The organism is Bacillus sp. HSf4 (assembly GCF_029537375.1).
GTDB classification, from domain to species: domain Bacteria; phylum Bacillota; class Bacilli; order Bacillales; family Bacillaceae; genus Bacillus; species Bacillus sonorensis_A.
Window position 1 is genome coordinate 2,459,083 of the sequence record NZ_CP120679.1, and the last position, 21,920, is coordinate 2,481,002.

At 46.1% G+C, this 21,920-nt stretch carries 26 protein-coding genes and 1 riboswitch; of the genes, 4 read left to right on the forward strand and 22 right to left on the reverse strand.

Annotated elements, in window-relative coordinates; all coding sequences use genetic code 11:
- Position 1: 1 nt before the first annotated feature.
- The 13 genes from P3X63_RS12620 to P3X63_RS12680 form a co-directional block, all read right to left on the reverse strand.
- A complete protein-coding gene (locus P3X63_RS12620) occupies positions 2-703 on the reverse strand; it encodes a response regulator transcription factor (RefSeq protein WP_026587659.1) in 702 nt (233 codons plus the stop codon).
- 438 nt (positions 704-1,141) lie between these two features.
- Positions 1,142-2,923 carry an ATP-binding protein gene (locus P3X63_RS12625; RefSeq protein WP_026587660.1) on the reverse strand — a complete coding sequence of 594 codons (1,782 nt, stop codon included), beginning with the start codon at positions 2,921-2,923 and terminating at the stop codon, positions 1,142-1,144.
- Complete coding sequence (locus tag P3X63_RS12630) at positions 2,920-3,642, reverse strand: response regulator transcription factor (RefSeq protein WP_077736565.1); 723 nt, start codon at positions 3,640-3,642, stop codon at positions 2,920-2,922. Before P3X63_RS12630 ends, P3X63_RS12625 begins: the two co-directional genes overlap by 4 nt.
- A 140-nt stretch (positions 3,643-3,782) precedes the next feature.
- Entirely contained in the window at positions 3,783-4,958 is a 1,176-nt protein-coding gene (gene ccsB, locus P3X63_RS12635; RefSeq protein WP_077736564.1) for a c-type cytochrome biogenesis protein CcsB, read from the reverse strand.
- 24 nt (positions 4,959-4,982) lie between these two features.
- Entirely contained in the window at positions 4,983-6,611 is a 1,629-nt protein-coding gene (gene resB, locus P3X63_RS12640) for a cytochrome c biogenesis protein ResB (protein WP_026587663.1), read from the reverse strand.
- On the reverse strand, positions 6,611-7,144 hold the full coding sequence (resA, locus tag P3X63_RS12645; RefSeq protein WP_026587664.1) for a thiol-disulfide oxidoreductase ResA: 534 nt from the start codon (positions 7,142-7,144) through the stop codon (positions 6,611-6,613). Before resA ends, resB begins: the two co-directional genes overlap by 1 nt.
- 88 nt (positions 7,145-7,232) lie before the next feature.
- On the reverse strand, positions 7,233-7,967 hold the full coding sequence (gene rluB / locus P3X63_RS12650) for a 23S rRNA pseudouridine(2605) synthase RluB (protein WP_026587665.1): 735 nt from the start codon (positions 7,965-7,967) through the stop codon (positions 7,233-7,235).
- A 157-nt stretch (positions 7,968-8,124) separates the two neighbouring features.
- Positions 8,125-8,661 carry a spore maturation protein gene (locus P3X63_RS12655; protein ID WP_026587666.1) on the reverse strand — a complete coding sequence of 179 codons (537 nt, stop codon included), beginning with the start codon at positions 8,659-8,661 and terminating at the stop codon, positions 8,125-8,127.
- Positions 8,662-8,665: 4 nt separating this feature from the next.
- Complete coding sequence (locus P3X63_RS12660) at positions 8,666-9,253, reverse strand: nucleoside recognition domain-containing protein (RefSeq protein ID WP_026587667.1); 588 nt, start codon at positions 9,251-9,253, stop codon at positions 8,666-8,668.
- On the reverse strand, positions 9,241-10,392 hold the full coding sequence (locus P3X63_RS12665) for a D-alanyl-D-alanine carboxypeptidase family protein (RefSeq protein ID WP_077736563.1): 1,152 nt from the start codon (positions 10,390-10,392) through the stop codon (positions 9,241-9,243). Before P3X63_RS12665 ends, P3X63_RS12660 begins: the two co-directional genes overlap by 13 nt.
- A 128-nt stretch (positions 10,393-10,520) precedes the next feature.
- Positions 10,521-11,009 carry a YpuI family protein gene (locus tag P3X63_RS12670; protein WP_026587669.1) on the reverse strand — a complete coding sequence of 163 codons (489 nt, stop codon included), beginning with the start codon at positions 11,007-11,009 and terminating at the stop codon, positions 10,521-10,523.
- Between the two features lie 113 nt (positions 11,010-11,122).
- The gene (scpB, locus tag P3X63_RS12675) at positions 11,123-11,716 is read right to left on the reverse strand and encodes an SMC-Scp complex subunit ScpB (RefSeq protein WP_026587670.1); all 594 of its coding nucleotides are present in this window, start codon (positions 11,714-11,716) and stop codon (positions 11,123-11,125) included.
- A complete protein-coding gene (locus P3X63_RS12680) occupies positions 11,706-12,464 on the reverse strand; it encodes a segregation/condensation protein A (RefSeq protein WP_026587671.1) in 759 nt (252 codons plus the stop codon). The genes scpB and P3X63_RS12680 overlap by 11 nt, the downstream gene beginning before the upstream one ends.
- A gap of 180 nt (positions 12,465-12,644) precedes the next feature.
- Here P3X63_RS12680 and P3X63_RS12685 point away from each other — a divergent pair, with 180 nt between their 5' ends.
- A complete protein-coding gene (locus P3X63_RS12685) occupies positions 12,645-12,740 on the forward strand; it encodes a YjcZ family sporulation protein (protein WP_077736562.1) in 96 nt (31 codons plus the stop codon).
- A 139-nt stretch (positions 12,741-12,879) separates the two neighbouring features.
- The gene (locus P3X63_RS12690) at positions 12,880-13,407 is read left to right on the forward strand and encodes a DUF309 domain-containing protein (protein WP_077736561.1); all 528 of its coding nucleotides are present in this window, start codon (positions 12,880-12,882) and stop codon (positions 13,405-13,407) included.
- A 10-nt stretch (positions 13,408-13,417) separates the two neighbouring features.
- Here P3X63_RS12690 and P3X63_RS12695 read toward each other — a convergent pair whose 3' ends face one another.
- The 8 genes from P3X63_RS12695 to P3X63_RS12730 all read right to left on the reverse strand — a co-directional run bounded on the left by P3X63_RS12695 (position 13,418) and on the right by P3X63_RS12730 (position 19,590).
- Positions 13,418-13,792 (reverse strand): GNAT family N-acetyltransferase, encoded by a 375-nt coding sequence (locus P3X63_RS12695; RefSeq protein ID WP_026587673.1) that lies wholly within the window; start codon positions 13,790-13,792, stop codon positions 13,418-13,420.
- A gap of 101 nt (positions 13,793-13,893) precedes the next feature.
- Positions 13,894-14,358: a 6,7-dimethyl-8-ribityllumazine synthase gene (gene ribH / locus P3X63_RS12700; RefSeq protein ID WP_026587674.1), complete on the reverse strand. Its 465-nt coding sequence runs from the start codon at positions 14,356-14,358 to the stop codon at positions 13,894-13,896.
- Between the two features lie 34 nt (positions 14,359-14,392).
- A complete protein-coding gene (locus P3X63_RS12705) occupies positions 14,393-15,589 on the reverse strand; it encodes a bifunctional 3,4-dihydroxy-2-butanone-4-phosphate synthase/GTP cyclohydrolase II (RefSeq protein ID WP_077736560.1) in 1,197 nt (398 codons plus the stop codon).
- Between the two features lie 19 nt (positions 15,590-15,608).
- Entirely contained in the window at positions 15,609-16,256 is a 648-nt protein-coding gene (ribE, locus tag P3X63_RS12710) for a riboflavin synthase (RefSeq protein WP_077736559.1), read from the reverse strand.
- An 11-nt stretch (positions 16,257-16,267) separates the two neighbouring features.
- Complete coding sequence (ribD, locus tag P3X63_RS12715) at positions 16,268-17,338, reverse strand: bifunctional diaminohydroxyphosphoribosylaminopyrimidine deaminase/5-amino-6-(5-phosphoribosylamino)uracil reductase RibD (protein ID WP_142246149.1); 1,071 nt, start codon at positions 17,336-17,338, stop codon at positions 16,268-16,270.
- Between the two features lie 138 nt (positions 17,339-17,476).
- A riboswitch (FMN riboswitch) is annotated at positions 17,477-17,627 on the reverse strand.
- Between the two features lie 101 nt (positions 17,628-17,728).
- Positions 17,729-18,073, reverse strand: a complete 345-nt coding sequence (locus P3X63_RS12720; protein ID WP_026587678.1) for a hypothetical protein — start codon at positions 18,071-18,073, stop codon at positions 17,729-17,731.
- A 490-nt stretch (positions 18,074-18,563) separates the two neighbouring features.
- Entirely contained in the window at positions 18,564-19,001 is a 438-nt protein-coding gene (locus P3X63_RS12725) for an Hsp20/alpha crystallin family protein (protein WP_077736557.1), read from the reverse strand.
- 151 nt (positions 19,002-19,152) lie between these two features.
- Entirely contained in the window at positions 19,153-19,590 is a 438-nt protein-coding gene (locus tag P3X63_RS12730) for a peptidylprolyl isomerase (RefSeq protein ID WP_026587681.1), read from the reverse strand.
- Positions 19,591-19,701: 111 nt separating this feature from the next.
- On the opposite strand from P3X63_RS12730, the gene P3X63_RS12735 reads away from it, so the two are divergent.
- Both P3X63_RS12735 and P3X63_RS12740 read left to right on the forward strand, forming a co-directional pair.
- Positions 19,702-19,863: a hypothetical protein gene (locus tag P3X63_RS12735; protein ID WP_179115713.1), complete on the forward strand. Its 162-nt coding sequence runs from the start codon at positions 19,702-19,704 to the stop codon at positions 19,861-19,863.
- Positions 19,864-20,020: 157 nt separating this feature from the next.
- On the forward strand, positions 20,021-20,917 hold the full coding sequence (locus tag P3X63_RS12740; protein ID WP_026587682.1) for a DUF1002 domain-containing protein: 897 nt from the start codon (positions 20,021-20,023) through the stop codon (positions 20,915-20,917).
- Positions 20,918-20,986: 69 nt separating this feature from the next.
- On the opposite strand, the gene P3X63_RS12745 is transcribed toward P3X63_RS12740, so the two are convergent.
- On the reverse strand, positions 20,987-21,775 hold the full coding sequence (locus tag P3X63_RS12745) for a poly-gamma-glutamate hydrolase family protein (RefSeq protein WP_026587683.1): 789 nt from the start codon (positions 21,773-21,775) through the stop codon (positions 20,987-20,989).
- Positions 21,776-21,920 lie beyond the last annotated feature (145 nt).

The window sequence follows — 21,920 nt, forward strand, 5'->3', positions numbered from 1 at the left end:
TCTACTCCTCCTGCTTCTCGAATTTATATCCGATACCGAACACCGTTGTGATCAAGTCGCTTGCATCAAGCTTTTTACGGAGTCTTTGAATATGGGTATCAACTGTACGTGTATCCCCGGCAAAATCGTATCCCCAGATGAATTCCAAAAGCTCTGAACGCGTGAAAACTTTTCCGCGATGGCCAATCAAAGTCATGAGCAAATCAAATTCTTTAGGAGTCAATTCGACTGCCGTTCCGTTTTTTGTCACAAGCCTTTCACCTGGAACAATCACAATATTTTTAAAGCGAATAACATCCTCTTTTACCGTTTCCTGCTCATTCAAATGATGAGCTTGTTCGAGACGGCGAAGTATCGTACGAATTCGGGCCACAACTTCGCGCAGATCAAACGGCTTTGTAATATAATCGTCGGCCCCGAATTCCAATCCAAGTACTTTATCCGTGATATCTGACTTTGCTGTGATCATTAGTATCGGAATATTGTAGCTCTCGGTTACTTTTTTACAAATATCCAATCCGCTGCAGTCCGGCAGCATCCAATCGAGAAGCAGAAGATCAGGTTTGGATTGATCTATTTTACTCATTCCTAACGAACCGCTATTGACAGTACACGTTTCAAATCCTTCCGCCGCCAGCCCGTAAGAAAGCAAATCAGCGATTGGTTCATCATCTTCAATAATTAGTATTTTGGTTTTATCCATTAAACATCACTCATTCCCTGTCTCATGCGCTTATTTTGCATTGCATCCTTCTATAGAGATTATACATAAATCCAGGCTAAAGTCTTCATTAGATGGACTCCACCTGATTCATTCCTCCCCAATCAATAGGGGATGGCTGCCATACTTCCGCTTTAAGCGGAAGCGGACTTTACGGTTTAGAAAAAAACGGACTGCCTTTATAGGGTATCAGAATGGAAACGACTATTTCCATATGCACTTACGACTATGAAAATTTCCGGCTTTTCGCATTCTCCGCCCGTTTTATTTTCATCTTCTCACTCTTTTAACGACAACGAAGACCTAAATGTTTCAAGGTGAGCGGAATGTTTACAAATTGGTTACATTTTTGCTGAAAAACATAAACACCTGTTCGAAATGAACAGGTGCTCTCTGTTTCTTATGGAACAATATTCTTCGTCAAATTTGGCCAGCATCTTTCCTTTTTCTTGGAATATAGAACGTAAATGTCGTTCCTTCATTCAGCCTGCTGTGGACCGCGATCGATCCGTTGTGCGCATCGACGATGTTTTTGACGATCGCAAGTCCGAGACCTGTTCCGCCTTTTCCCCTTGTTCTCGCTTTGTCGGCTTTGTAAAAGCGTTCAAAGATAAACGGAAGGTCTTCTTCCGGTATACCGCTTCCCGAATCTTTTACGGCAGTCTTCAAGCCGCTTGCGGCGGACTGCACTTCAACATGGACGGTGCCACTTGCATTTGTATGGCGCAACGCGTTGTCAATCAGATTGGTCAGTACCTGCTCCATTTTGTCCGGATCAAACTCAAATTGCGCTTCCTGCAAATCGAGATTGTGGGAGAGGGTGATCTCCTTGTCTGCTGCCACTCCATAAAACTTGCGGAACACCCTCTCGAAAAATTCTTTGAGCTCAACAGTTTCCACATTTAAGGAAATATGTCCAGCTTCCATTCTGGCAAGATCAAGCAAGTCGTTTACCAATCTGCCCATTCGCAAAGATTCATCATAAATCACCTGGGCGATTTCCTTTTTCTCTTCTTCAGAGCTGGCGATATCATCCACTATGGCTTCGCTGTACCCTTGGAGCATCGAAATCGGTGTTCTCAGCTCATGGCTGACATTGGCGATAAAATCTTTTCTCAGCTTGTCGAGCCGTCGTTCCTCTGTCATATCCCTCAAGACGGCGACAGCTCCGCGCACATGTGCCTGGTTGTAAAGCGGGCTCATTAAGAGCACCCATGACCTTCCCTGCAACGTCATTTCAATCATCTGTTCTTTTTCCGTGCTGACGGTGTTTTGAAACAGTTCCCTCGCTTCGGGAGGCAGCTCATGTCCCTCTTTTACATTCATGTTCTGCTCATAATACCACGCCTGCAAAAAGCGCTCTGCCGGAGGGTTGGTGACAAGGATCGTGCCGTCGATATTGATGGTGATCACACCGTCGGCCATGCTGCTTAAAATGTTTGATAAATGCTCTTTTTCCTGATTTAAAGCCGTAATATGAAACTTCAGCTGGCGTCCCATTTGGTTAAAAGCGATCGCCAACTCGCCGATCTCATCCTGCGTTAAAATCGGAATTTTCGTGTCAAACTTTCCTTTGGCCAAATCCTGTGCACCTTGCCGCATTTTTCTGAGCGGGTAAGTGATCCGGCTTGACAGGAAGAACGCGAAGATCGTCGTCAAAACGATCGCGATCGCCGCAGCAAAAAGGATATATCTTGTCGTATGCTGTGTCGTATCCTTGACGGCGAGAAGCGACTGGGAAATAAACACCATGCCCCCGTTATCGCCTTTCCCGTATGGAACACCGACAATCAGCTGATCGTTTTTATGGTTTTTGAGGGCCAGCCGCTTTTGCACTTTTTGATGATGGGTGAGCGCATCATTCAAATCGGAATCCCGTTTGATTTCCTTTAAAGTGATCTGGGACACCTTTTCATTTTTGCGCGGAGAATTCCAATATTCATCATCACTTTTTATGATCGCGATACTCGTCAGTTCATCCGCAAGCTCCCATGAGATGGACCTGGCGACCTCCTGGTCTTTGTGGTTTTCCATAATCACAGCCACTTTGCTGGCGAGCTTCGTCAGATCGGCCTCCGCTTCATCGACATGGTAGTTTTCAATGAATTCAAGCAGAAAAACGGTAAGAATAAATAAGACAAATGAAACCAAAAGAAGGATGGTAAACCAGAGCTTACCAACGACACTCTTCCAAAACTTCATTCGTTTCCGACCTCAAATTTGTAACCGACACCCCACACTGTGACGATTTTTTTGGCCGCCTTCGGAGAGACTTTGTTCAGTTTTTCACGTAAACGTTTGACATGGGTATCGACCGTTCTTAAATCCCCGAAAAACTCATACTGCCAAACTTCTTTGAGCAGCTTTTCGCGGTCGTAAACTTTATCAGGGGTTTTTGCCAAAAAGTAAAGAAGCTCATACTCTTTCGGGGTCAGGCTGACCTCTGTTCCGTCTGCCATGACTCTGTGAGCATCATGGTCGATGGACAAATGAGAAAAAACAAGAACATTCTTTGCTGTTGTATCCGTATTGAGATAAGAGGTTTGCGATGATCTTCTCAAGAGCGCTTTGACCCTCAACACCACTTCCCTCGGGCTGAAAGGCTTGACAATGTAATCATCTGTACCGACCTCAAATCCCTGCACCCGGTTGGCTTCTTCCCCTTTTGCCGTCAGCATAATGATCGGTGTCGCTTTTTTATCTCTGACTTGGCGGCACACTTCGATACCGTCCGTACCCGGCATCATCAAATCGAGCAGGATCAGATCATAGTGGTTGCCAAGCGCTTTTTCGATGGCTTCATCACCGTTTTCGGCTTCTTCAATCACATAATTTTCTCTTTCAAGATACATTTTTAAAAGACGTCTGATTCTTGCCTCATCATCTACTACTAATATTTTTGTCTCTTTTGTCTGTTCCATCGTAAACCTCCTGAATTGAATCTTCTTACATTCATTTTATTAGAAAAATGATAGTAATCCAAGCTGAGATTATTCCTCCATTTGACAAAAAACATCCGGAAGGTTCAGGAACCTCCTGAACCTTCCATTGCCTTCAATGGTTATGCATACGAATGTAGCCCTGCGATCACAAGGTTTACAAAAATAAGGTTGAACATAATAATGGCAAAACCGATCACGGCAAGCCATGCCGACTTTTCCCCGTGCCAGCCTCTTGAAAGCCTGAGATGCAGATAGGCGGCATAAAATAAAAAGGTGATCAGCGCCCATACTTCTTTTGGATCCCAGCCCCAGAACCTGGTCCAGGCCAGCTGCGCCCAAATCATCGCAAAAATAAGCGCGCCCAGCGTGAAAACGGGAAAACCGATGGATACGGAGCGGTAGCCGATTTCATCGACAAGATCGAGATTCACATTCTTCACCAGCGGCTGTAACAGCTGGCTGACACGTTTTCTGATGATCAATCTGATCAAGCCGTAAAGCAACATACCGGCACCGAATGACCAAATGACCGTATTCAGCTTGCGCCCGGAAAAAACAGGCGGCACATTGAAAAGCGGCTCCATTTTTTCCTTTGTCAAAAGCTCTCCCTTATTCGGGCCGATGAGCGCAGGAAGCTCGTAAACCATGACATCTTCCTGACCGTTTTTATCGATCCACTTGAACTGCGCCTCATAACCCCCTATTCTGAATGCGGTGGTTACAATGATGAATGCAAGCGTCGTCACGAGCATAAACATCACAAACTCAAGCCAGAACGTTTTTTTACCCGGTTTTGATTGATCGACATGCTTGAGCAGAAAGATGGCGCCGGCGACAAAGCTGATGGCGAGTATCGCCTGCCCGAGCGCAGCCGTTGTCACATGAATATACAGCCAGCTGCTTTGCAGCGATGGTATCAGCGGCGTAATATCAGTCGGGAACATGCTGGCATATGCGATTAAAAGCAGGACAACCGGCAGTGTAAACAGCCCCAAAGCGGAAAGCTTGTAAATAAAATAGATGATGAGAAAGGCCAGTACCAGCATCATGCTGAATGCCGTTGTGAATTCAAAGAGATTGCTGACCGGAGCATGTCCTGATGCGATCCATCTCGCAATAAAATATCCCAGCTGGCATACAAATCCGGCGATCGTGATCAAAACGGCGATGGATGCCCACCGGTTCTTTTTTACTGGCGCTGATGTTTTGCTTCTGATTGAGCCGCCAAAAAAGAAGACCGCTGCGAGATACAAGAGAAATGCCGCGTACAATAAATTGCCGCTAAGCTCTGCCATGAAAACCCCTCCCTATGCTGGCGTTTATTTTTTTTCCTTCAACAGTTCTTTTTGATCGGCCGGTTCGCTTATCCCCGTGTCCGCCAGTACTGTCTGAAAGTCTTTTTTCAACCCGTACCAGTTTTTGTTTGTATGTCCGCTGGCGAGCACCTGTCCGTCTTGCGTTCTGAGCCAAATCCTTCTGTGGTGCCAATACATACCTTGTATAACACCGATCATAAAGATGATGCCGCCTGTCATGAGCACCCATAGTGTCAAATCTTTTCTGACCGTAAGCCCTGAGAGGTTCTTCGTTTCAACATGGTCAAACTTCATTTTGTATTTGTTGTTGTCAGAGCCTTCTATCGTCTCCTGAATCGCTACAAAGCTCTTTTCCCCTTTAGGCCTGTCCGGCGCGGTGATCTGAAAAACGAAAGCCGGATTGTTCGGATTTCTCGTTTTCGTGCTCGGTTCACCGGCTTTATTAAAATAAAAATCTGGCAGATAGCTTGCGAGATGCACCTTGTAACCGTTGCCAAGATCGTAGTCCGACTTCGGCTCCAGAAGGTCGATCGACACCTTGCCGAACGATTTCCCGCTGTCTTTTTCGATAAGCTGGAACACCATCTTGTCGAGCTCGCCTTCCCTGTAATCCAGCTGATAAAGCGCAAAAGAATCGAATTTCAGCGGATCGTTGACTCTGATCGTGTCGTTTTTCACTTTTTTTAATTCAGGGTCTTCACCGGGAAGGCTGGCATGTTCACTTTCATAAAGTTCGACATCTGTCTGAAAATTCTTCGCCACCATTCCGTCTCCGGCTTTATTGATCGCTTCCGAAAATACTTCTTTTTCCTTTTCACTCTTGTACATTTCCCTTTTAAACTGGTGGTTCTTCAGATAGTAGCGGCCGTCCGTACCCGGAATAGGGACGGTTTCCCCTTCCCTGATCCAAAGGGTTTCATCGACATACATACCCGGAACAAAACGAAGCATGACACCGATGAGGAAAATGATCAGACCGACATGATTGACATAAGGGCCCCATCTTGAAAAACGCCCTTTTTCAGCAAACAGGTTGCCGTTTTCCTCCTTCACGCGGTAGCGCTTTTGTTTCAGCCGCTCGATGATTTGCGTCCTCACGCTTTCAGACATGACGGAATCGGTCCGGCTGAACAGCCTCTGCCTCTCCATAAAATTCGGATTGCGGATCACTCCCTGATTTTTCAAGGCCCTGTACAGCGGGACGACGCGGTCAAGGCTGCAAATGACCAGGGAAACGCCGATTGAGGCGACGAGGATGATAAACCACCATGAGCCGTAAAGGTTGTGAAACCCGAGAAGATAATAGATTTGTCCCAATAGTCCGTATTGTTCTTCATAATATGTATCAGCCTGCGCACCCGGCGGCAAAAACATTTCCTGCGGAAAAATCGTTCCGAAAGCCGAAGCGGTGAGCGTAATCACGATCAGCCAGACGCCGACCTTTACAGATGAAAAGAAGTTCCAAATTTTATCTACAATCGTTTTATTGTAAGTTTGGGAGCGCCTCGCGCTGCCGTCATATCGCATATCAAGGAGTTTGGCGTCCTGTTTTTTCAGCGGCTTTCCGCACGATTCGCACAGAACGGTTCCTGTCGGATTTACATGACCGCATTCGCATTTGATTTCTTTCATCATGATGATCCCTCAGGCTTGATCATTGTCATGTAATCATGGATCATGCGCTCCGTCATTGTCCCTGTGACCACTTTGACGATCTCGCCTTCCGGGTTGATCAAAAATGTGGTCGGAAGCGGGGTGACATCGTACGCATCCACCACCTGCCTGTCCTTGTCAAGCACCACGGGAAAATTGACGCCGTAGGCTTTCATAAAGTTTTGCACGGCAAGGTTTGATTCCCCGACATTGACGGCAACGATCTCCACTCCTTGATCCTTAAACTCCTTATACTGTTTAGCCATATAAGGAAATTCCTTTTTGCATGGTTCACACCACGTTCCCCAAAAGTTTAAAAAGACCCCTTTGCCTTTTAGTTCGTCCAGCTTGAGACGGTTTCCGTCCACATCCTCCAGCGAGAAATTGGGCGCTTTCTCCCCCACTGCCGCGCTTTCGTTGTTTTGAAATACAGCGCTGTAAAGCGTATAGCCAAGCGCCGCCAGCAAAACAAGGAGAATGACTGTCCGAATGTAAAAACGCTTTTTCTTCATATTCCGCCCCCTCATTTAGACACTCAGTATCATTATAGCATCCTGATACTGACTGCCTTTTTTCTTTTTTTGAAGGTTGTGTGAAAATTTAGAAAGCATGTTTGCCGTGTTCCGCCATGGCCCTGAGCCTCTTTACTTCATGCGGTGTCAGCTCTCTCTTCTCTCCCGTTTTCAGCCCCTGCAGATTCAAAAAGGCGTATTCCTCCCTTTTCAGTTTGACCACTTCATGGCCGATCGCTTCAAACATCCTCCGCACTTGCCGGTTGCGTCCTTCATGAATGGTAATTTGGACGATGCTGGTTTGCTTTTTCTTGTCGAGCGAAAGCAGTTTCACTTTAGCCGGGGCGGTTTTTCCTTCCTCAAGCTTGACGCCGCGCTCGAGCGTTTTTAAGTTTTCCTTTGCCGGGATGCCTTTCAGCTTGGCCACGTACGTTTTGTCGATCTGGTATTTCGGGTGCATCAATTTATTGGCGAAGTCCCCGTCATTCGTCAGCAGAAGCAGTCCGCTTGTATCATAGTCGAGCCGTCCGATCGGGTAAATCCGCTGCGGAACCTCTTGGAAAAAATCGGTCACCACTTTCCGCCCTTTATCATCTTTCACCGCGGAAATCACGCCCCTCGGCTTATAAAAGAGGAAATAAACCGGCTCTTCGGATTCAAGCTGAATGCCGTTTACTTCTATCCGGTCTGAACTCGTCACTTTGACGCCGAGCTCTCTGACTGTTTTGCCATTGACCGTCACTTTTCCTTCTTTTATCAGCTCTTCCGCCTTTCTTCTTGATGCAATTCCGGCGTGAGCGATCACTTTTTGCAGTCGTTCCATATCTTTCACCTCATGTATTATCTTACTTTTTTCCAATTCAACAAACAAGCATTCAGTGCGGCTTGTTCGCGTAAAAACCTGAACTCCGCCCTTTAATGTATCCTTTCTCAGCCCAAAAGTAAAACAGTTTTGGCCAAAAAGCAAAAAAAGCGCCTGTTTAGGCGCTTCCAAACAACAAGGCAACAATGATGACAGAAGCGATGACACCCGCTAAATCGGCAAGCAGGCCCACCTTTAAAGCATCCCCCATTTTTTTGATTCCAACCGCCCCAAAATAGACGGTCAGGACATAAAGGGTCGTGTCAGTCGATCCCTGCATGACGGAGGCAAGACGGCCGATAAACGAATCAGGCCCGTAAACGGCGATCAGATCTGTCGTCATGCCGAGCGCCGCCGTTCCTGAAATCGGCCGGATCAAGGCGAGGGGCACGACCTCTGTCGGCATGCCGACGGCAGTAAAAACGGGTTTCAATATATCCATAAAAAAATCGAGCGCCCCGGAGGAGCGGAAAACCGTGATCGCCACAAGCATCCCGACCAGGTAGGGGATGATGGAAAACGCAATTTGGATCCCTTCTTTTCCCCCTTCTACAAACGCTTCATAAGTCGGAACTTTTTTAAATGTGCCATATAAAAGAATCGAGGCGATGATAAACGGGATAAGGGCTAAAGAAAGCCAATTGATGAATTCCAAACGCTCACCCCTTCTTTTTTCTTCTATAATAAAAATACCTGTCGATGATAATCGCAACAATTCCTGATATCAGCGTCGCCAAAATCGTCGGTCCGACGATGTCTGTCGGCGATTTTGAATCATAAGTCATTCTGACCGCAATCACCGTCGTCGGAATGAGTGTAATGCTTGACGTATTGACCGCCAAAAAGGTGATCATCGAACGGCTCGCCTCGGCGCGGTTTTGATTGAGCGCCTTCATTTGTTCCATCGCTTTGATGCCGAGCGGTGTCGCCGCGTTGCCAAGTCCGAAAAAATTGGCCATTAAATTGGATAAAATGTACCCCATCGCCGGATGGTCGGGAGGAATATCAGGAAACAGCTTTGAAATGAACGGACGGCACATGCGGCTGAATTTGTCGAGGAGCCCGGACTGCTCGGCTATTTTCATCAGCCCCAGCCAGAAGACCAGGACACTCATCAGTCCGATCGCGATGGTGACCGCTTCTTTCGCTCCTTTAAATACAGCTTCGTTCACTTCTTGAACCGTTCCGTTCACAAGCGCAAACACAAGACCGATGACCGTTAAACCGACCCAGATTATATTGACCATGATGGACCGCCCGCCGCTTTTTTAAAAACAGATTGAAAGGTATCAAGGAACGATTTTTTCGGCTTTTTGTTCCGTTCATTTTCATAGTACACAGGCAGGTCGGCAATCGTTTTTCCGTCCAGTTTCACCTTCATCCTGCCAATGATGTCCGGAATCGCTTTTTCGTTTTTCCGCCAAGATTTCTTCGGCTCGAGAAGTTCTAAGTCGATCTTCACCTCGTCTTTTTCCTCATCGCTTAAGAGATACTTGACATCGCGTTTAATAAAAACTTTGCTTCCATAAAACGAATCCCGCAGCCTGTGAATTTCTCCTTTTTTGGCAACAACATACGTTTTATAATGATCGTAACAATAGCTGAACATATTGATATGATCATTCCAATCATCAGGAGCGTTGATCGTGACCGCGATCAGATCTGTGCCGTCTTTAGAGGAAGTGGATACGAGCGTGCGCTTTGCAAGCTTTGTGTACCCCGTCTTGCCCCCTGTGCTGTAGCGGTACAAGCCTGTTAAAAGCTTGTTTTTGTTTCTCCAGATTCCCTGCATCGTTTCCGCTTTGTAATGCTTTGTTCCGGCGATTTTTCGGTATGTCTGATTTGTCATCGCATATTTTGTCAAAAGCGCCATGTCATATGCGGTTGAATAATGGCCGTCATGATCATCAAGACCGTGGGGATTGCGAAACACGGTGTTTTCCATCCCGAGATCGGCCGCTTTTTGATTCATCATATACACAAAGCCTTCAAGACTGCCGCCGACGTGTTCGGCAATCGCCACGGCGGCGTCATTTCCCGATCTCAGCATGAGACCGTATACAAGGTCTTTTAGCTTAACTTTTTGTCCGCTCGTCAAATATATGGAAGAACCTTCCGTACCTGCAGCCCTGTCTGAGACTGTCACGGTATCCTCCAATTTTCCCGACTCGATCGCCAAAATGGCCGTCATGATCTTCGTGATGCTTGCAATGCGCCGCTTTTCATGTTCATCCTTGGCAAATAAAACCCTGCCGGATTGACCGTCTATGACAATTGCGCTTTTTGCGCTGACATGAATGGAAGCCTCTGCTTCAGCGATTTGAAAAGAAGAGAAAAAAAGAAAAAAAAGAATGGCCGCTGCTGCAGTTCGTTTTAGAAAGCGCATTTTTCTCACGTCCTTGTTGTTGTTTGTACAAGTTTATGCGCTTGTCTAACCGATATGATCATCAAATGTGCAATTCTTAAAAAATCGCATGAAAAAACTCCCCCTCAAAAGGGAGAGTTCGGGTAATTTTATCTTGGATGAACCACCTTCATCTGATAGTCCGTTGCATAGTATTCCAATTCTTCTCTCATCGATTGGTATCCCGTTTCAAGAGAAGCCATCAATTTTTTTAATGAGGCCGGCGCTGGTTCGTGAAAGCGAATGGCGTGCCTTCCCGTATAAGCTGCTCTGCTGTCTTCATACCACGTTTCTTTTTTCGGTGTAAAAAATTCCTCTATGCATCGATGATAAATCTGATAGAGCGTCCTTTCCGCCGCAGCATCCCGAAAAGGCTCCTGCTGCAGCATGACTCGACAGGCTGAAAGTCCTTCTTCACAGTAGACCGTAAGCTTTCTTAAATTGCTGAGGACATCCCGGAAATAGGCGCTTCGTCCCGGTTCTTCCGTTTCCAGAGATGAAAGCGTTGTTTCGTTCAAATAATCGCTCAGCGTCTGAACAGCCTGTGATAAAAATTCCTCTGCCTGCTCGGTTTGGGCTCTTGCCATAGATTTTCCCATTGGTGTCGGCACCCTCTCCTCATCGCTTTGTTACAATCGTATTCTTACGTCGTTTAAATTAAACATAAAAAATACGATAATATATATTATCATACTTCGTTCTTAAGGTGAATCTATTTTAAATCTTCAAACGTCTGATTGAAATTCTCGAAGAATAAATCAGCTTCCTCCTGCACCCCGTCTTCTTCGACGTTTTCAGGCAGCGGCGGAAGTTCTTCAAGCGCCTTTAATCCAAACTGCTCTAGAAATGTGTCTGTCGTTCCGTATAAAATCGCCCGGCCCGGCCCATCCGCTCGTCCTACTTCACAGAGCAGCGCTTTTGCGACAAGGCTTTGGAGAATCCGTTCGGATTTAACCCCCCTTATATCTTCGACTTCAGCCCTTGTAATCGGCTGTTTATATGAGACGATGGCCAACACTTCAAGCGCCGCCTGGGAAAGCCCTTTTGAAGGAGCTTCGATCAGCTTTTTCAAATAGACGGCAAATTCTTTTTTTGTCGAAAGCATGTAAGTGTCTGCGTATTCAACAAGCTCAATGCCTCTGTCTTCCTGTTCATAGCTTTCCTTTACGTCGTGCATAATATCCTGAAGCTCTGTTTCATCGATTTCCAAAACGGATAACAGCTGTTTTTTGGTAAGGCCTTCGTCTCCCGCCGCATAGAGCAACGCTTCGACAATGGCCTTCCAATTCACGATATCAAGCGTCATGAATCGCTTCACTCCCTGTGATGTAAATATCTGAAAAATTATGTTCCTGTTCAATGATGATCAGCTGATTTTTCATCAGCTCCAATATCGCTAAAAACGTCACGACCAAATGCTCTTTTTGTTCATACGGAAACAGTTCCGTAAAGTTGATTCTTTTTCGGGCCGATTTCAAATTGTCGACGATTTGCGCCATTCTTTCTTCGATCGGGATTTCCTGCCTTGAAATCCTCGTTTCCGAAGGACGGCTGATTTTCTTCCGGTTCAGCACCTTTTGAAATGCGCCGAGCATATCATAAACCGTTACCGAAAGCTTTTGTTCGCTCAGCTTGATTTCCTTGGCGTAGCTGCTTAAGTCGCTCGGCGGTTTGGCGAACGATTTTTGCCGCTCTTCTTCACGCTCTTTTAAATTTTGCGCCGCACTTTTGTACTTTCTGTACTCTATCAATTTTTCAATCAATTCTTCTCTCGGGTCCTCTTCCTCTTCAAGAAACTCCTCATCAAACAGCTCTTCTTCTTGTTTCGGAAGGAGCATCCGGCTTTTAATGCTGAGCAGGGTGGCGGCCATCACCAAATATTCGCTCGCTACATCTAACTCAAGCTCACGCATCGTATGCACATATAATAAATATTGCTCGGTTATCTTCGCAACAGGTATGTCATAAATGTCTATCTCGAGCCGATTGATAAGATGCAAAAGCAAATCCAACGGTCCTTCAAACGCCTCGATTTTCACCTGATATTCCATGATCATTTCTCACCATTTTCACAATCGCTTCTTTGCCGGCCTAAACTGGCTACCCTTAAGTATAAATTACGCGTCTATCCGAAGTCCAATATAATTTACAAAGCCTCGGGAGGCATCCGCCTATACAAATTGAGAAATACACACATAGAATATGGTGAATTCTTAAATAGAGGAGGGAACAGCATGAGCGGTCAAGGCTTCGGCTACGGCGGAGGTTTTGCTTTGATTGTGGTTCTGTTTATTTTGTTAATTATTGTAGGAGCCGCATGGATCTATTAATATAAAAACGGCTGATCGCCATGAGCGTCCGCAATAAACGGACGCTCATTTTCCTAAAAACTCGCGGGCACTCCCTCGCGTTTTTTCTTTGCCGGGTTCTTGTGATACACTTGAACGGAAAAGAAAAGGAGGCTGTCGGATGTATCCCGAAGCTTACATCGATTATCTGGCTGAATTTCATGGATCAAGGGATTATTTTGAGTGCCATGAAATTTTGGAGGAACATTGGAAAAAAGAACCTCCGGGAGCACGGAAGCTTTACTGGGTCGGTTTGATCCAGCTGGCCGTCGCCCTCTACCATCAGCGGAGAAACAACTTCACCGGCGCGAAAAGGTTAATGGCAAACAGCATCCGCATTCTCGAAGGCGAGCAGACGGCCGTTGAATCACTCGGATTAGACTACAGCCGGCTCATCAGCCTGCTAAAGCATACTTACCGAAAAATCGAATCGCATTCTCCTTACGAAAGCATCATGCTTCCCATTGCAGACAAGGCGCTTGAGGAGCGATGCCGAAAAAAATGCGAACAGCAATCCTATCCATGGGGGCGGACAAGCGTTGTACAGGACGCCTTCCTCATCGATAAACACCGGCTGAGAGACCGGAGTGAAGTGCTGGCCGAACGGGAAAAAGAAATCGCGCGGCGAAAAAAGAGCAGAGGCCGATAGCAGCCTCTGCTCATTTGTTATATGTGATGTCTTCATTTTCGTGATCCTGACAGCGTTCAAAAAATCCTTTCGTTAATTCATTCGGAACCAGCGGTTTTGGGTCAAACATCTGCGAAACGGCCGATACCATTTTTTTGCCGATTCCTTGATGACGGTGAGACGGGTTTACACTGATATGCTTAATTTCAACTTCTTCTTCTCTTTTTTCTACTCCTACACAGCCGACGATATCCTCGCCTTCTTTCCAGAGGAAAAGCTGTCTTTCAGCGTCCGTTTCATAGTCTTTTATTGTCTGCTGAAGCTGCTTGACATCCTTCTCATTCGGCATGAACGAAAGGAGACCCATCGCAATCTTTTCGAATGACTTTTTATAACGAATTAACATAAATACCCCTCAATATATCAAAATGTGGATCTTACGAAGGCTAGTCGCTTCACATCACATTATAAACATTTTTAATACCTTTTTAAACTCTTTTTCGGCAATTATTGAAGCGACCGGGTCAGGTTTGCCATTTCAATCGCCGCAACAGCAGCCTCAGCGCCTTTATTGCCGGCTTTCGTTCCGGCGCGTTCTATCGCCTGCTCTATCGTTTCAGTCGTCACGACTCCAAAGATGACCGGAACACCAGTCGACATGCCGCTTGCTGCGATTCCCTTTGCCGCTTCATTGCACACATAGTCATAATGGCTTGTCGCCCCCCTGATCACCGTACCCAGCGTGATCACCGCGTCATACTTTTTCGTTTCAGCCATTTTTTTCGCGATCAATGGAATCTCAAATGCACCGGGAACCCAGGCGACATCGATATCATCAGATTTGACCCCATGTCTTAAGAGCGTATCTTCTGCACCGCTTAACAGCTTGCTTGTAATAAAATCGTTGAATCTTGATACGACAATGCCGATTTTCAAATCTGTTCCAACTACATGGCCTTCAATTTTATTCATATGAATCCCGTCCTTTTTTGTGATGATTTCTGTATTAAAAATGAAGCATATGCCCCAGTTTTGATTTTTTCGTTTTTAAATAATGTTCGTTGTCTTTGTTCGCTTCCATCTGCAGCGGAATTCTGCCGGCGATTGTTAAACCGTAGCCTTCAAGACCGGCAATTTTCCGCGGATTGTTCGTTAAAAGCTTCATGTTTTTCACGCCTAGATCCCTTAAGATTTGAGCGCCGATGCCGTAATTTCGCAGGTCTGGACGAAAGCCAAGCTGTTCGTTTGCCTGTACGGTGTCATAGCCTTCCTCCTGAAGCTTGTAGGCCTTCAGCTTATTGATCAGACCGATGCCTCTTCCTTCCTGCCGTAAATATACGAGGACGCCGCGGCCGGCTTTTTCAATTTGCGACAGCGCGGCGGCGAGCTGCGGACCGCAGTCACAGCGGTGAGAGCCGAAAACATCGCCCGTCAGACACTCTGAATGAACCCTGACAAGCACAGGTTCGTCACCAAACGGAACATCCCCTTTGACAAGGGCAATATGCTCTTTATTGTCAATTTCGTTTGTGTAGCCAAACACCTTGAAGGTGCCGAAATCTGAAGGAAGCGTGATGCCTACTTCGCGGTTGATCAGCGTTCCTTTGCTGTATCGGTATTCGATGAGATCTTTGATCGTAATCATTTTCAGACCGTGCTGATCAGCAATTTTTTTGAGCTCCGGAACCCTCGCCATCGTCCCATCTTCATTCATGATCTCGCAAATAACGCCGGCAGGCTTGGAACCGCACGCCGCCGCAAGGTCAACGGCCGCTTCCGTATGCCCTGCTCTTTTGAGCACGCCGCCTTTTTTCGCGATCAGCGGGAAAATATGCCCCGGTCTTTTAAAATCAAGCGGGCCGGCGTTTTCGTCGATCAGCGACATCACCGTCAAAGAGCGCTCCTGAGCGCTGATTCCTGTCTTTGTCTCACGGTGGTCCACACTGACCGTAAAGGCGGTGTGATGAGCATCTGTATTTTCATCCACCATCGGATGAAGGTCGAGCCTTGACGCGATCTCTTCGGTCAGCGGCGCACAAATCAAGCCTCTTCCATGGGATGCCATGAAGTTGATCACCTCTGGTGTCGCATGTTCGGCCAATGCGACGAAGTCACCCTCATTTTCCCTGTCTTCATCATCGACCACGATGATAACTTTCCCCTGCTTTAGATCGTGTATCGCTTCATCAATTGTATGAAACATGGGCATGCGCCTCCTTTCATCAAAACCCGTTTTCTTTTAAAAATGCTGCAGTGATTGTCGGTGTCTGCTGTTCTTGATTTTGCTGGTGAAGAAACCGGTAAATGTATTTGCCGATCATATCGCACTCAATATTGACGATGCTTCCGACCTTTTTTTCCGGAAAAATCGTTTCATCCAGTGTGTGCGGAATGAGCGAGACAGTGACTTGATCCTCGGTCAATCCGAAGATCGTCAGGCTGACGCCGTCAACGGCGATGGAGCCTTTTATAACAAGCATTTTCGCCAATGCTGGATCAAGCTTTAAATCATAGTATACGGCGTTTTCCGCTTTTTCTATCCGGACAATGGTTGCCGTGCCGTCGACATGCCCCGACACCATGTGGCCGCCAAAACGGCCGTTCGCCGCCATCGCCCTTTCCAGGTTGACGGCACTGCCTTTTTTCAATGTGCCGAGCGATGTCGCTTTCAGCGTTTCCAGCATGACGTCGGCCGTAAACTGACCTTTTTTAAAATCATTGACGGTCAGGCAGACTCCGTTGACCGCAATGCTGTCGCCAAGCTTGACATCTTCGGTCACTATGTTTGATTGAATGACTAAAGACATGGCGTTTCCTGCCTTTTTCAAGTCTAAAATCGTTCCGACTTCTTCAATGATGCCTGTAAACATGGGCCACCACCCTATTCTTTTATCGGTTTAGCTGCCAGTTTTACATCCTGGCCGATTTTCGTAATGGTTGTGAATTGTAATAAGGGGACATCTTTCATCGATTGAAAGCCTTCACCGGAGATGGCACTGGGAGAAGAAAACCCTCCGATTAATTTTGGGGCAAGATAGAAGATGATCTGCTGATAAAGTCCTTCTTTGACAAAGCTTGCATGAACGGTCGATCCGCCTTCAACATAGACAGAAGCGATGCCGTTTTCCGCCAGATGCTGAAGCACTTCCTTTACTGAAATCGACTCGTTGTCGAAAACAATGATCTGAACGCCTTTTTCCTCGAGATGGCGGACGATGTCTGGATCGGCCTTGGATGTCGTGTAAATCCAAGTGGGCGCTTCTTTGTCATGAATCACCTTGGCGTCAAGCGGAATCGTCAGGCTGGTGTCGAGTATCACCCTGACCGGCTGATTCACCACATCGGGCAGCCGGCACGTCAGACTCGGGTCGTCCGCTTTTATTGTGCCCACACCGACTAAAATACTCTGATGATTTTTTCGGTACTTATGAGCATCCATCCTGGCTTCACTGGAGGTGATCCATTTGCTGTCGCCTGTACTTGTAGCCGTTTTGCCGTCAAGGCTTGCAGCGGCCTTTAATGTAACATACGGCAGTCCCGTCCGCATGAAATGCATGAATTTTTCGTTCAGCTCTTCCGCCTGCTCTTTGAGAACACCTGTCGTCACTTCAATTCCGGCTTCCTGCAGCATCTTGATTCCTCTTCCGGAAACAAGCGGGTTCGGATCTTCGGCAGCAACAACGACTCTGCTGAGCCCGGAGCGAATGATCAGCTCCGCGCATGGCGGCGTTTTTCCGTAGTGGCTGCAAGGTTCAAGCGTGACGTATATCACAGCTCCTTCTGCATGGCGCCCCGCCATTTGAATGGCGTGCACTTCAGCATGCGCTTCACCGTATTGTAAGTGGGCACCCATTCCGACAACCTGACCGTCCTTTACGACGACAGCTCCGACAAGCGGATTGGCGCCGGTCTGCCCCTCGCCCTGTTTTGCCAGCTCTAATGCGAGATTCATATAATCCTCGTCCTTCAATTCCTTCCCTCCCTTCTTTTGTAAGCTTCACGCAAAAAACCCCGGAATATACATTCCGGGGTTTAATTTTTGTGCATGAGAAATAAAACTATGCATGACAATATTTTTCACATAGTTTACATCATCCTTCTCCCATCCAGACTTTCACTGTCGGCTTCAGCTTTTCACTGAATCCACCGCCTGCATAGCGCAGAGCGGGTCACGGGCTCTAAAGCGTCTCCTAAGCTTTACTACCGCCGGTCGGGATTTTCACCCAGCCCCGAAGGATACAATCGATATTTTCTTGTCCTTATGCGTATTATAGCGGCCCGATGTCGAAATTGCAATGAAAACCGCTTTCTATAGAAAAAACCCTCTGCAGGCAGAGGGCCGTTAGTTCGTCACCTTGACGACTTTTATCAATCCTTCGATTCTGTTTGAATTGCTGAAATATGCTTTGACTTTGTCTCCTTCTTTAATATCGGACAAGTCCTGATCGAGATTTTTCGCATCAAAAATAATTTTTGTTCCGTTATCAGCAATTCCGTGGTACTCAGTACCATCAATTTTAGTTATTTTATATTGATGAATGGTATAGTCTTTTTCTCCGGATGAGACCGTTTGACTGAGCGCTGTTGAAGCATCCTGCATGCTTCCGTTTTTTAAATAGTAGAAGCCCCCTGCCAGCACGGCGGCCAAAATCATCAACACCGTGAGCTTGACTTTTATTTTCCCCATGATCAAAACCTCCAGAACACATTCTGAACTATCATATGTTTTTTCACTTTATTTGATGAAATAAAAACATTTTCGATTCAGACGGAAAATATGTGGTTTCTAAGTATAACGCAAAATAGTGGCAAATCGTTTCATATTCGGGCGAAATACTCCTTATAACCTACGAATGTACATTCTGTCTTCAGGGGTTGATAGGTCATTAAGACTAAAACGAGACTAAAAGACTACAAAGCCCGATCTGCCTCTTTCACCCGAGCCAAAATCGCCGGGAAGCTTTGCCCGGGGAACACCTGCCGATAACTGCAGATCTGCTGAACGGGCCATTTGATGCAGAATTTCAACAAAACACGCGCTGGCTTACCTATTATTATAAAAAAAGCCCATCCATCCTTCCAGAAAAACGCCGTGTTTTTTGTGTCGCTGTTCCTTATCAGGCGCCGAACCTAAAAAAGATCCCCAGGCAGGAATCTTTTTTGCAAGACGCACCGTCTCAGTGAAATTCAACATCTATTTTTCTTTTATGGTCTTGGTTTTCCTTTGGCATCCTTACTTCAAGCACCCCGTTTTTATACGATGCTTTTATACCCTCATGGGAGACAGAAGCCGGAAGCATCACAGATCTGTGAAAACGGCCGACAAACCGCTCCTTTCTGTGCATGTTTTCTTCTTGCACTTCATTCGATCTGTTGACAGACCCGCTGATGTGCAGCATGTTGTTTTCAACATCAATATGAACATCTTCCTTGCTTTCAAGCCCCGGAATATCACAGGAGGCTACGATTTCATTTCCGGTTTCATGAACATCCACCCGAATGTCGCCGAACCCGTGCTCTCCTCCGGCATTTGCCGGAAAGTCCGCAAACACCCTGTCAAACTCTCTTCTGATCGTATTTAAATGTTTAAATGGGTCATAAGGTACTAACGGCATCTTTTTTCCTCCTCCTTGTTCTCATGCCTTATTCCTTATGATTCATTACTTTTTACATATTTATACATACAGAATCACCTAAGGGATGGGTGGCGGGCGATCTATAAAAAAAACAGCCCGCATATACCGGGCTGTTTCAAACATTTATGTTTTATGCGTCGTACACTTCGACTTTTTCCATTCCTTGTCCCTGCTCCATTGAAGTCACAGCATCAAGACCTGATGTGACTTTGCCGAAGACCGTGTGAACGCCGTTCAGGTGCGGCTGTGGCTCATGGACGATAAAGAATTGGCTGCCGCCTGTGTCTTTGCCGGCATGCGCCATTGAGAGAGAACCGGCTTCATGTTTATGGGGATTTCCCTCTGTTTCACATTTGATCGTGTAGCCGGGACCGCCTGTTCCTGTGCCGTGCGGGCAGCCTCCCTGGCTGACGAATCCCGGAATGACGCGGTGAAATTTCAGTCCGTCGTAAAACCCTTCGTTCGCAAGTTTTTCAAAGTTGGCGACAGTGCCTGGCGCTGCCTCCGGATATAATTCAAACTCGATTTTTTTGCCGTTTGTTAATTGTATGTATCCTTTTTTAGCCATCTTGATTCTCTCCTTTCATTTGACAAGGCTCATTATATCACAGAAGGGAATCGCAGAGCCAATGCCGAAGCAAATATACACGGCATCTTTTTTCCCGAGGAGGGCTTATAATTGTTGGAACTCTTAATGGCTCCAATGGCTGTCATCGCGATCAGCGTCATATTGTTATCCTGTTTTATGGCTTCTGTCAAAAATTCAAGAACGATCGCCGAACAAAATGAGATCATCATTGATATTTTGCGAGACATCAGGAAGGAACTGAAAAAGAAGTGATTGAATGAAAAGGCGGGTGTAACAAGCAAATCATTTTGAAACCTCCCCCGCTTTTTATCCGTCTATATTGTCGGAATGGATAAATTCGTTCCGGCAGGCTTCTATCCCCTACAGCAATTTCTGCCTGAAGCCTGCATTTTTAAGGAGGGCATTTAGCTTGAAAAAAACACTACTTGGAATTTGCACAGCATTGTGTCTGCTCATCTTTCCGCAGGTCAGCTTTGCTGACGCCGCAGCGGGAGACGTGATTATTACACTGGGAAAAGACCTGTCAGCTCAGGACAGACAAAAAGTGCTGAATGAAATGAATGCGCCTGATAACGCGACGATCATTGAGGTGACAAATGCTGAGGAGCATAAATATTTAGGAGATTATATCCCGAAAGCGGACATCGGCACTAGAGCGATATCTTCTTCTTCGATTACGATAGCGAAAAAAGGCACCGGTTTGGAGGTCCAAACGAACAACATCAGCAAAATTACCGATGAAATGTATTTAAACGCGCTGATGACGGCAGGAGTCAAGGATGCCAAAATCTATGTCACCGCGCCTTTTGAAGTATCCGGAACAGCCGCTTTAACAGGGCTGATGAAAGCGTATGAAACAACTTCCGGCAAAGAGATTTCCGAAGATGTCAAAAAAGTCGCAAATGAAGAGCTTGTCACCACTTCTGAGCTCGGCCAACAAATCGGCGCTGACAATGCATCAGCACTGCTGGCCAAAGTCAAAGAAGAAGTCGCGAAAAACGGCGGTTCACAATCGAAGGAAGAGATAGAAAAAACGATTGATCAGGCTGCATCTGATTTGGGCATTACATTGACAGATGAACAGAAAAAATCGCTTCTGTCATTGTTTGACAACATGAAAAACATCAACATCGACTGGAACCAGGTTGGAGACCAGCTTGACAAAGCCAAAGACAAAATCACTAAATTCCTAGATTCTGAAGAAGGGAAAAATTTCATTCAAAAACTGATCGATTTCTTTATTTCCCTGTGGAATGCCATCGTTTCCGTCTTCACGGGCGGCGGCGCTTCGGAATCTAATGGATGATCGAATCTATAGTAAAAACACCTCCTTTGATTGCAGGAGGTGTTTTTCTATGAAAGAAGAGAAACTCTCTCAGTCTTGATAGTTTTTCTGAATGAAATCTGCTAACAGCTTTGTGAAGCGGTAAAATGCCGGATTTTGCGTGGACGCCCTGTCTTTCAGTGTGAAGACATCGAATAAAGATTTTCGAAAACCGGTGCTCATTTCAAGCTGGATGCTCAGTCCTGAAATGGATTTGTTGGCGATATTGTCCGGATGGGTTCCGGCATATTTGTCATCGGTGTCAAGCATTTCGGCGGCAAATCCCGCTTTGTTCAATTCGATGACCAGCCGTTTGATTTTTGTGCGGTCTGTCCCGCCCACTTTAATCAGACGTTCCTCCCCATAGTACCCGTGAAGCGACATGATATATTCATGGCTTGCAGCCATCTCGAGCGCTGTTGGCTCGTCGAAGCGGGTGCTTGTAATATGAAGCACACTGTTTCCTGAGGATTTCAGCCCTTCAAACAGGTACATGGAATAGCTTCTGGACAATTCGTTGGCTATTTCGCTTGTTCCCGGTTCTATTCCGCCCCCGTGGATTGCCATGATCAACATCCGGCTGCCGCCATGTTTGGCAACGATTCGGTAATCGGCCGGGTCTTCATGATTTTTTAGTTCTGCAAAGCTGTCATATTGATCAGCGGATTGTGAAGAAAATCCGTGAGCCGCTATTGAAAATGGGAATGAAATCACAGCTAAAATTAATAAAATATTCACAAATCTGTTGATTGCTGTAAATGACTTTGCTGTGTTACAATCAACACATTGCTTCAGGCAATGGAGCATGCGGTGGAGTAGGGATACTTTGGCCGGTTTCATCTACTCCGCCTCTACATCTGAAATCCTTCGCATTTTGATCATGTACTGAACCATCTCCTTTTGTTAAATTTTTGTTAAATTCCCAATATTATATACAATTAGCCCGGATGCTGTTCTATGTATGACATGTTCTTTTTCATAAAAA

Bases quoted from the DNA above. Each gene is read 5' to 3' on its own strand.
- P3X63_RS12620 (WP_026587659.1), bottom strand. From the start codon at position 703: ATGGATAAAACCAAAATACTAATTATTGAAGATGATGAACCAATCGCT.
- P3X63_RS12625 (WP_026587660.1), bottom strand. From the start codon at position 2,923: ATGAAGTTTTGGAAGAGTGTCGTTGGTAAGCTCTGGTTTACCATCCTT.
- P3X63_RS12630 (WP_077736565.1), bottom strand. From the start codon at position 3,642: ATGGAACAGACAAAAGAGACAAAAATATTAGTAGTAGATGATGAGGCA.
- ccsB (WP_077736564.1), bottom strand. From the start codon at position 4,958: ATGGCAGAGCTTAGCGGCAATTTATTGTACGCGGCATTTCTCTTGTAT.
- resB (WP_026587663.1), bottom strand. From the start codon at position 6,611: ATGAAAGAAATCAAATGCGAATGCGGTCATGTAAATCCGACAGGAACC.
- resA (WP_026587664.1), bottom strand. From the start codon at position 7,144: ATGAAGAAAAAGCGTTTTTACATTCGGACAGTCATTCTCCTTGTTTTG.
- rluB (WP_026587665.1), bottom strand. From the start codon at position 7,967: ATGGAACGACTGCAAAAAGTGATCGCTCACGCCGGAATTGCATCAAGA.
- P3X63_RS12660 (WP_026587667.1), bottom strand. From the start codon at position 9,253: ATGGTCAATATAATCTGGGTCGGTTTAACGGTCATCGGTCTTGTGTTT.
- P3X63_RS12665 (WP_077736563.1), bottom strand. From the start codon at position 10,392: ATGCGCTTTCTAAAACGAACTGCAGCAGCGGCCATTCTTTTTTTTCTT.
- P3X63_RS12670 (WP_026587669.1), bottom strand. From the start codon at position 11,009: ATGGGAAAATCTATGGCAAGAGCCCAAACCGAGCAGGCAGAGGAATTT.
- scpB (WP_026587670.1), bottom strand. From the start codon at position 11,716: ATGACGCTTGATATCGTGAATTGGAAGGCCATTGTCGAAGCGTTGCTC.
- P3X63_RS12685 (WP_077736562.1), top strand. From the start codon at position 12,645: ATGAGCGGTCAAGGCTTCGGCTACGGCGGAGGTTTTGCTTTGATTGTG.
- P3X63_RS12690 (WP_077736561.1), top strand. From the start codon at position 12,880: ATGTATCCCGAAGCTTACATCGATTATCTGGCTGAATTTCATGGATCA.
- P3X63_RS12695 (WP_026587673.1), bottom strand. From the start codon at position 13,792: ATGTTAATTCGTTATAAAAAGTCATTCGAAAAGATTGCGATGGGTCTC.
- ribH (WP_026587674.1), bottom strand. From the start codon at position 14,358: ATGAATAAAATTGAAGGCCATGTAGTTGGAACAGATTTGAAAATCGGC.
- P3X63_RS12705 (WP_077736560.1), bottom strand. From the start codon at position 15,589: ATGTTTCATACAATTGATGAAGCGATACACGATCTAAAGCAGGGGAAA.
- ribE (WP_077736559.1), bottom strand. From the start codon at position 16,256: ATGTTTACAGGCATCATTGAAGAAGTCGGAACGATTTTAGACTTGAAA.
- ribD (WP_142246149.1), bottom strand. From the start codon at position 17,338: ATGAATCTCGCATTAGAGCTGGCAAAACAGGGCGAGGGGCAGACCGGC.
- P3X63_RS12720 (WP_026587678.1), bottom strand. From the start codon at position 18,073: ATGGGGAAAATAAAAGTCAAGCTCACGGTGTTGATGATTTTGGCCGCC.
- P3X63_RS12725 (WP_077736557.1), bottom strand. From the start codon at position 19,001: ATGCCGTTAGTACCTTATGACCCATTTAAACATTTAAATACGATCAGA.
- P3X63_RS12730 (WP_026587681.1), bottom strand. From the start codon at position 19,590: ATGGCTAAAAAAGGATACATACAATTAACAAACGGCAAAAAAATCGAG.
- P3X63_RS12745 (WP_026587683.1), bottom strand. From the start codon at position 21,775: ATGAAACCGGCCAAAGTATCCCTACTCCACCGCATGCTCCATTGCCTG.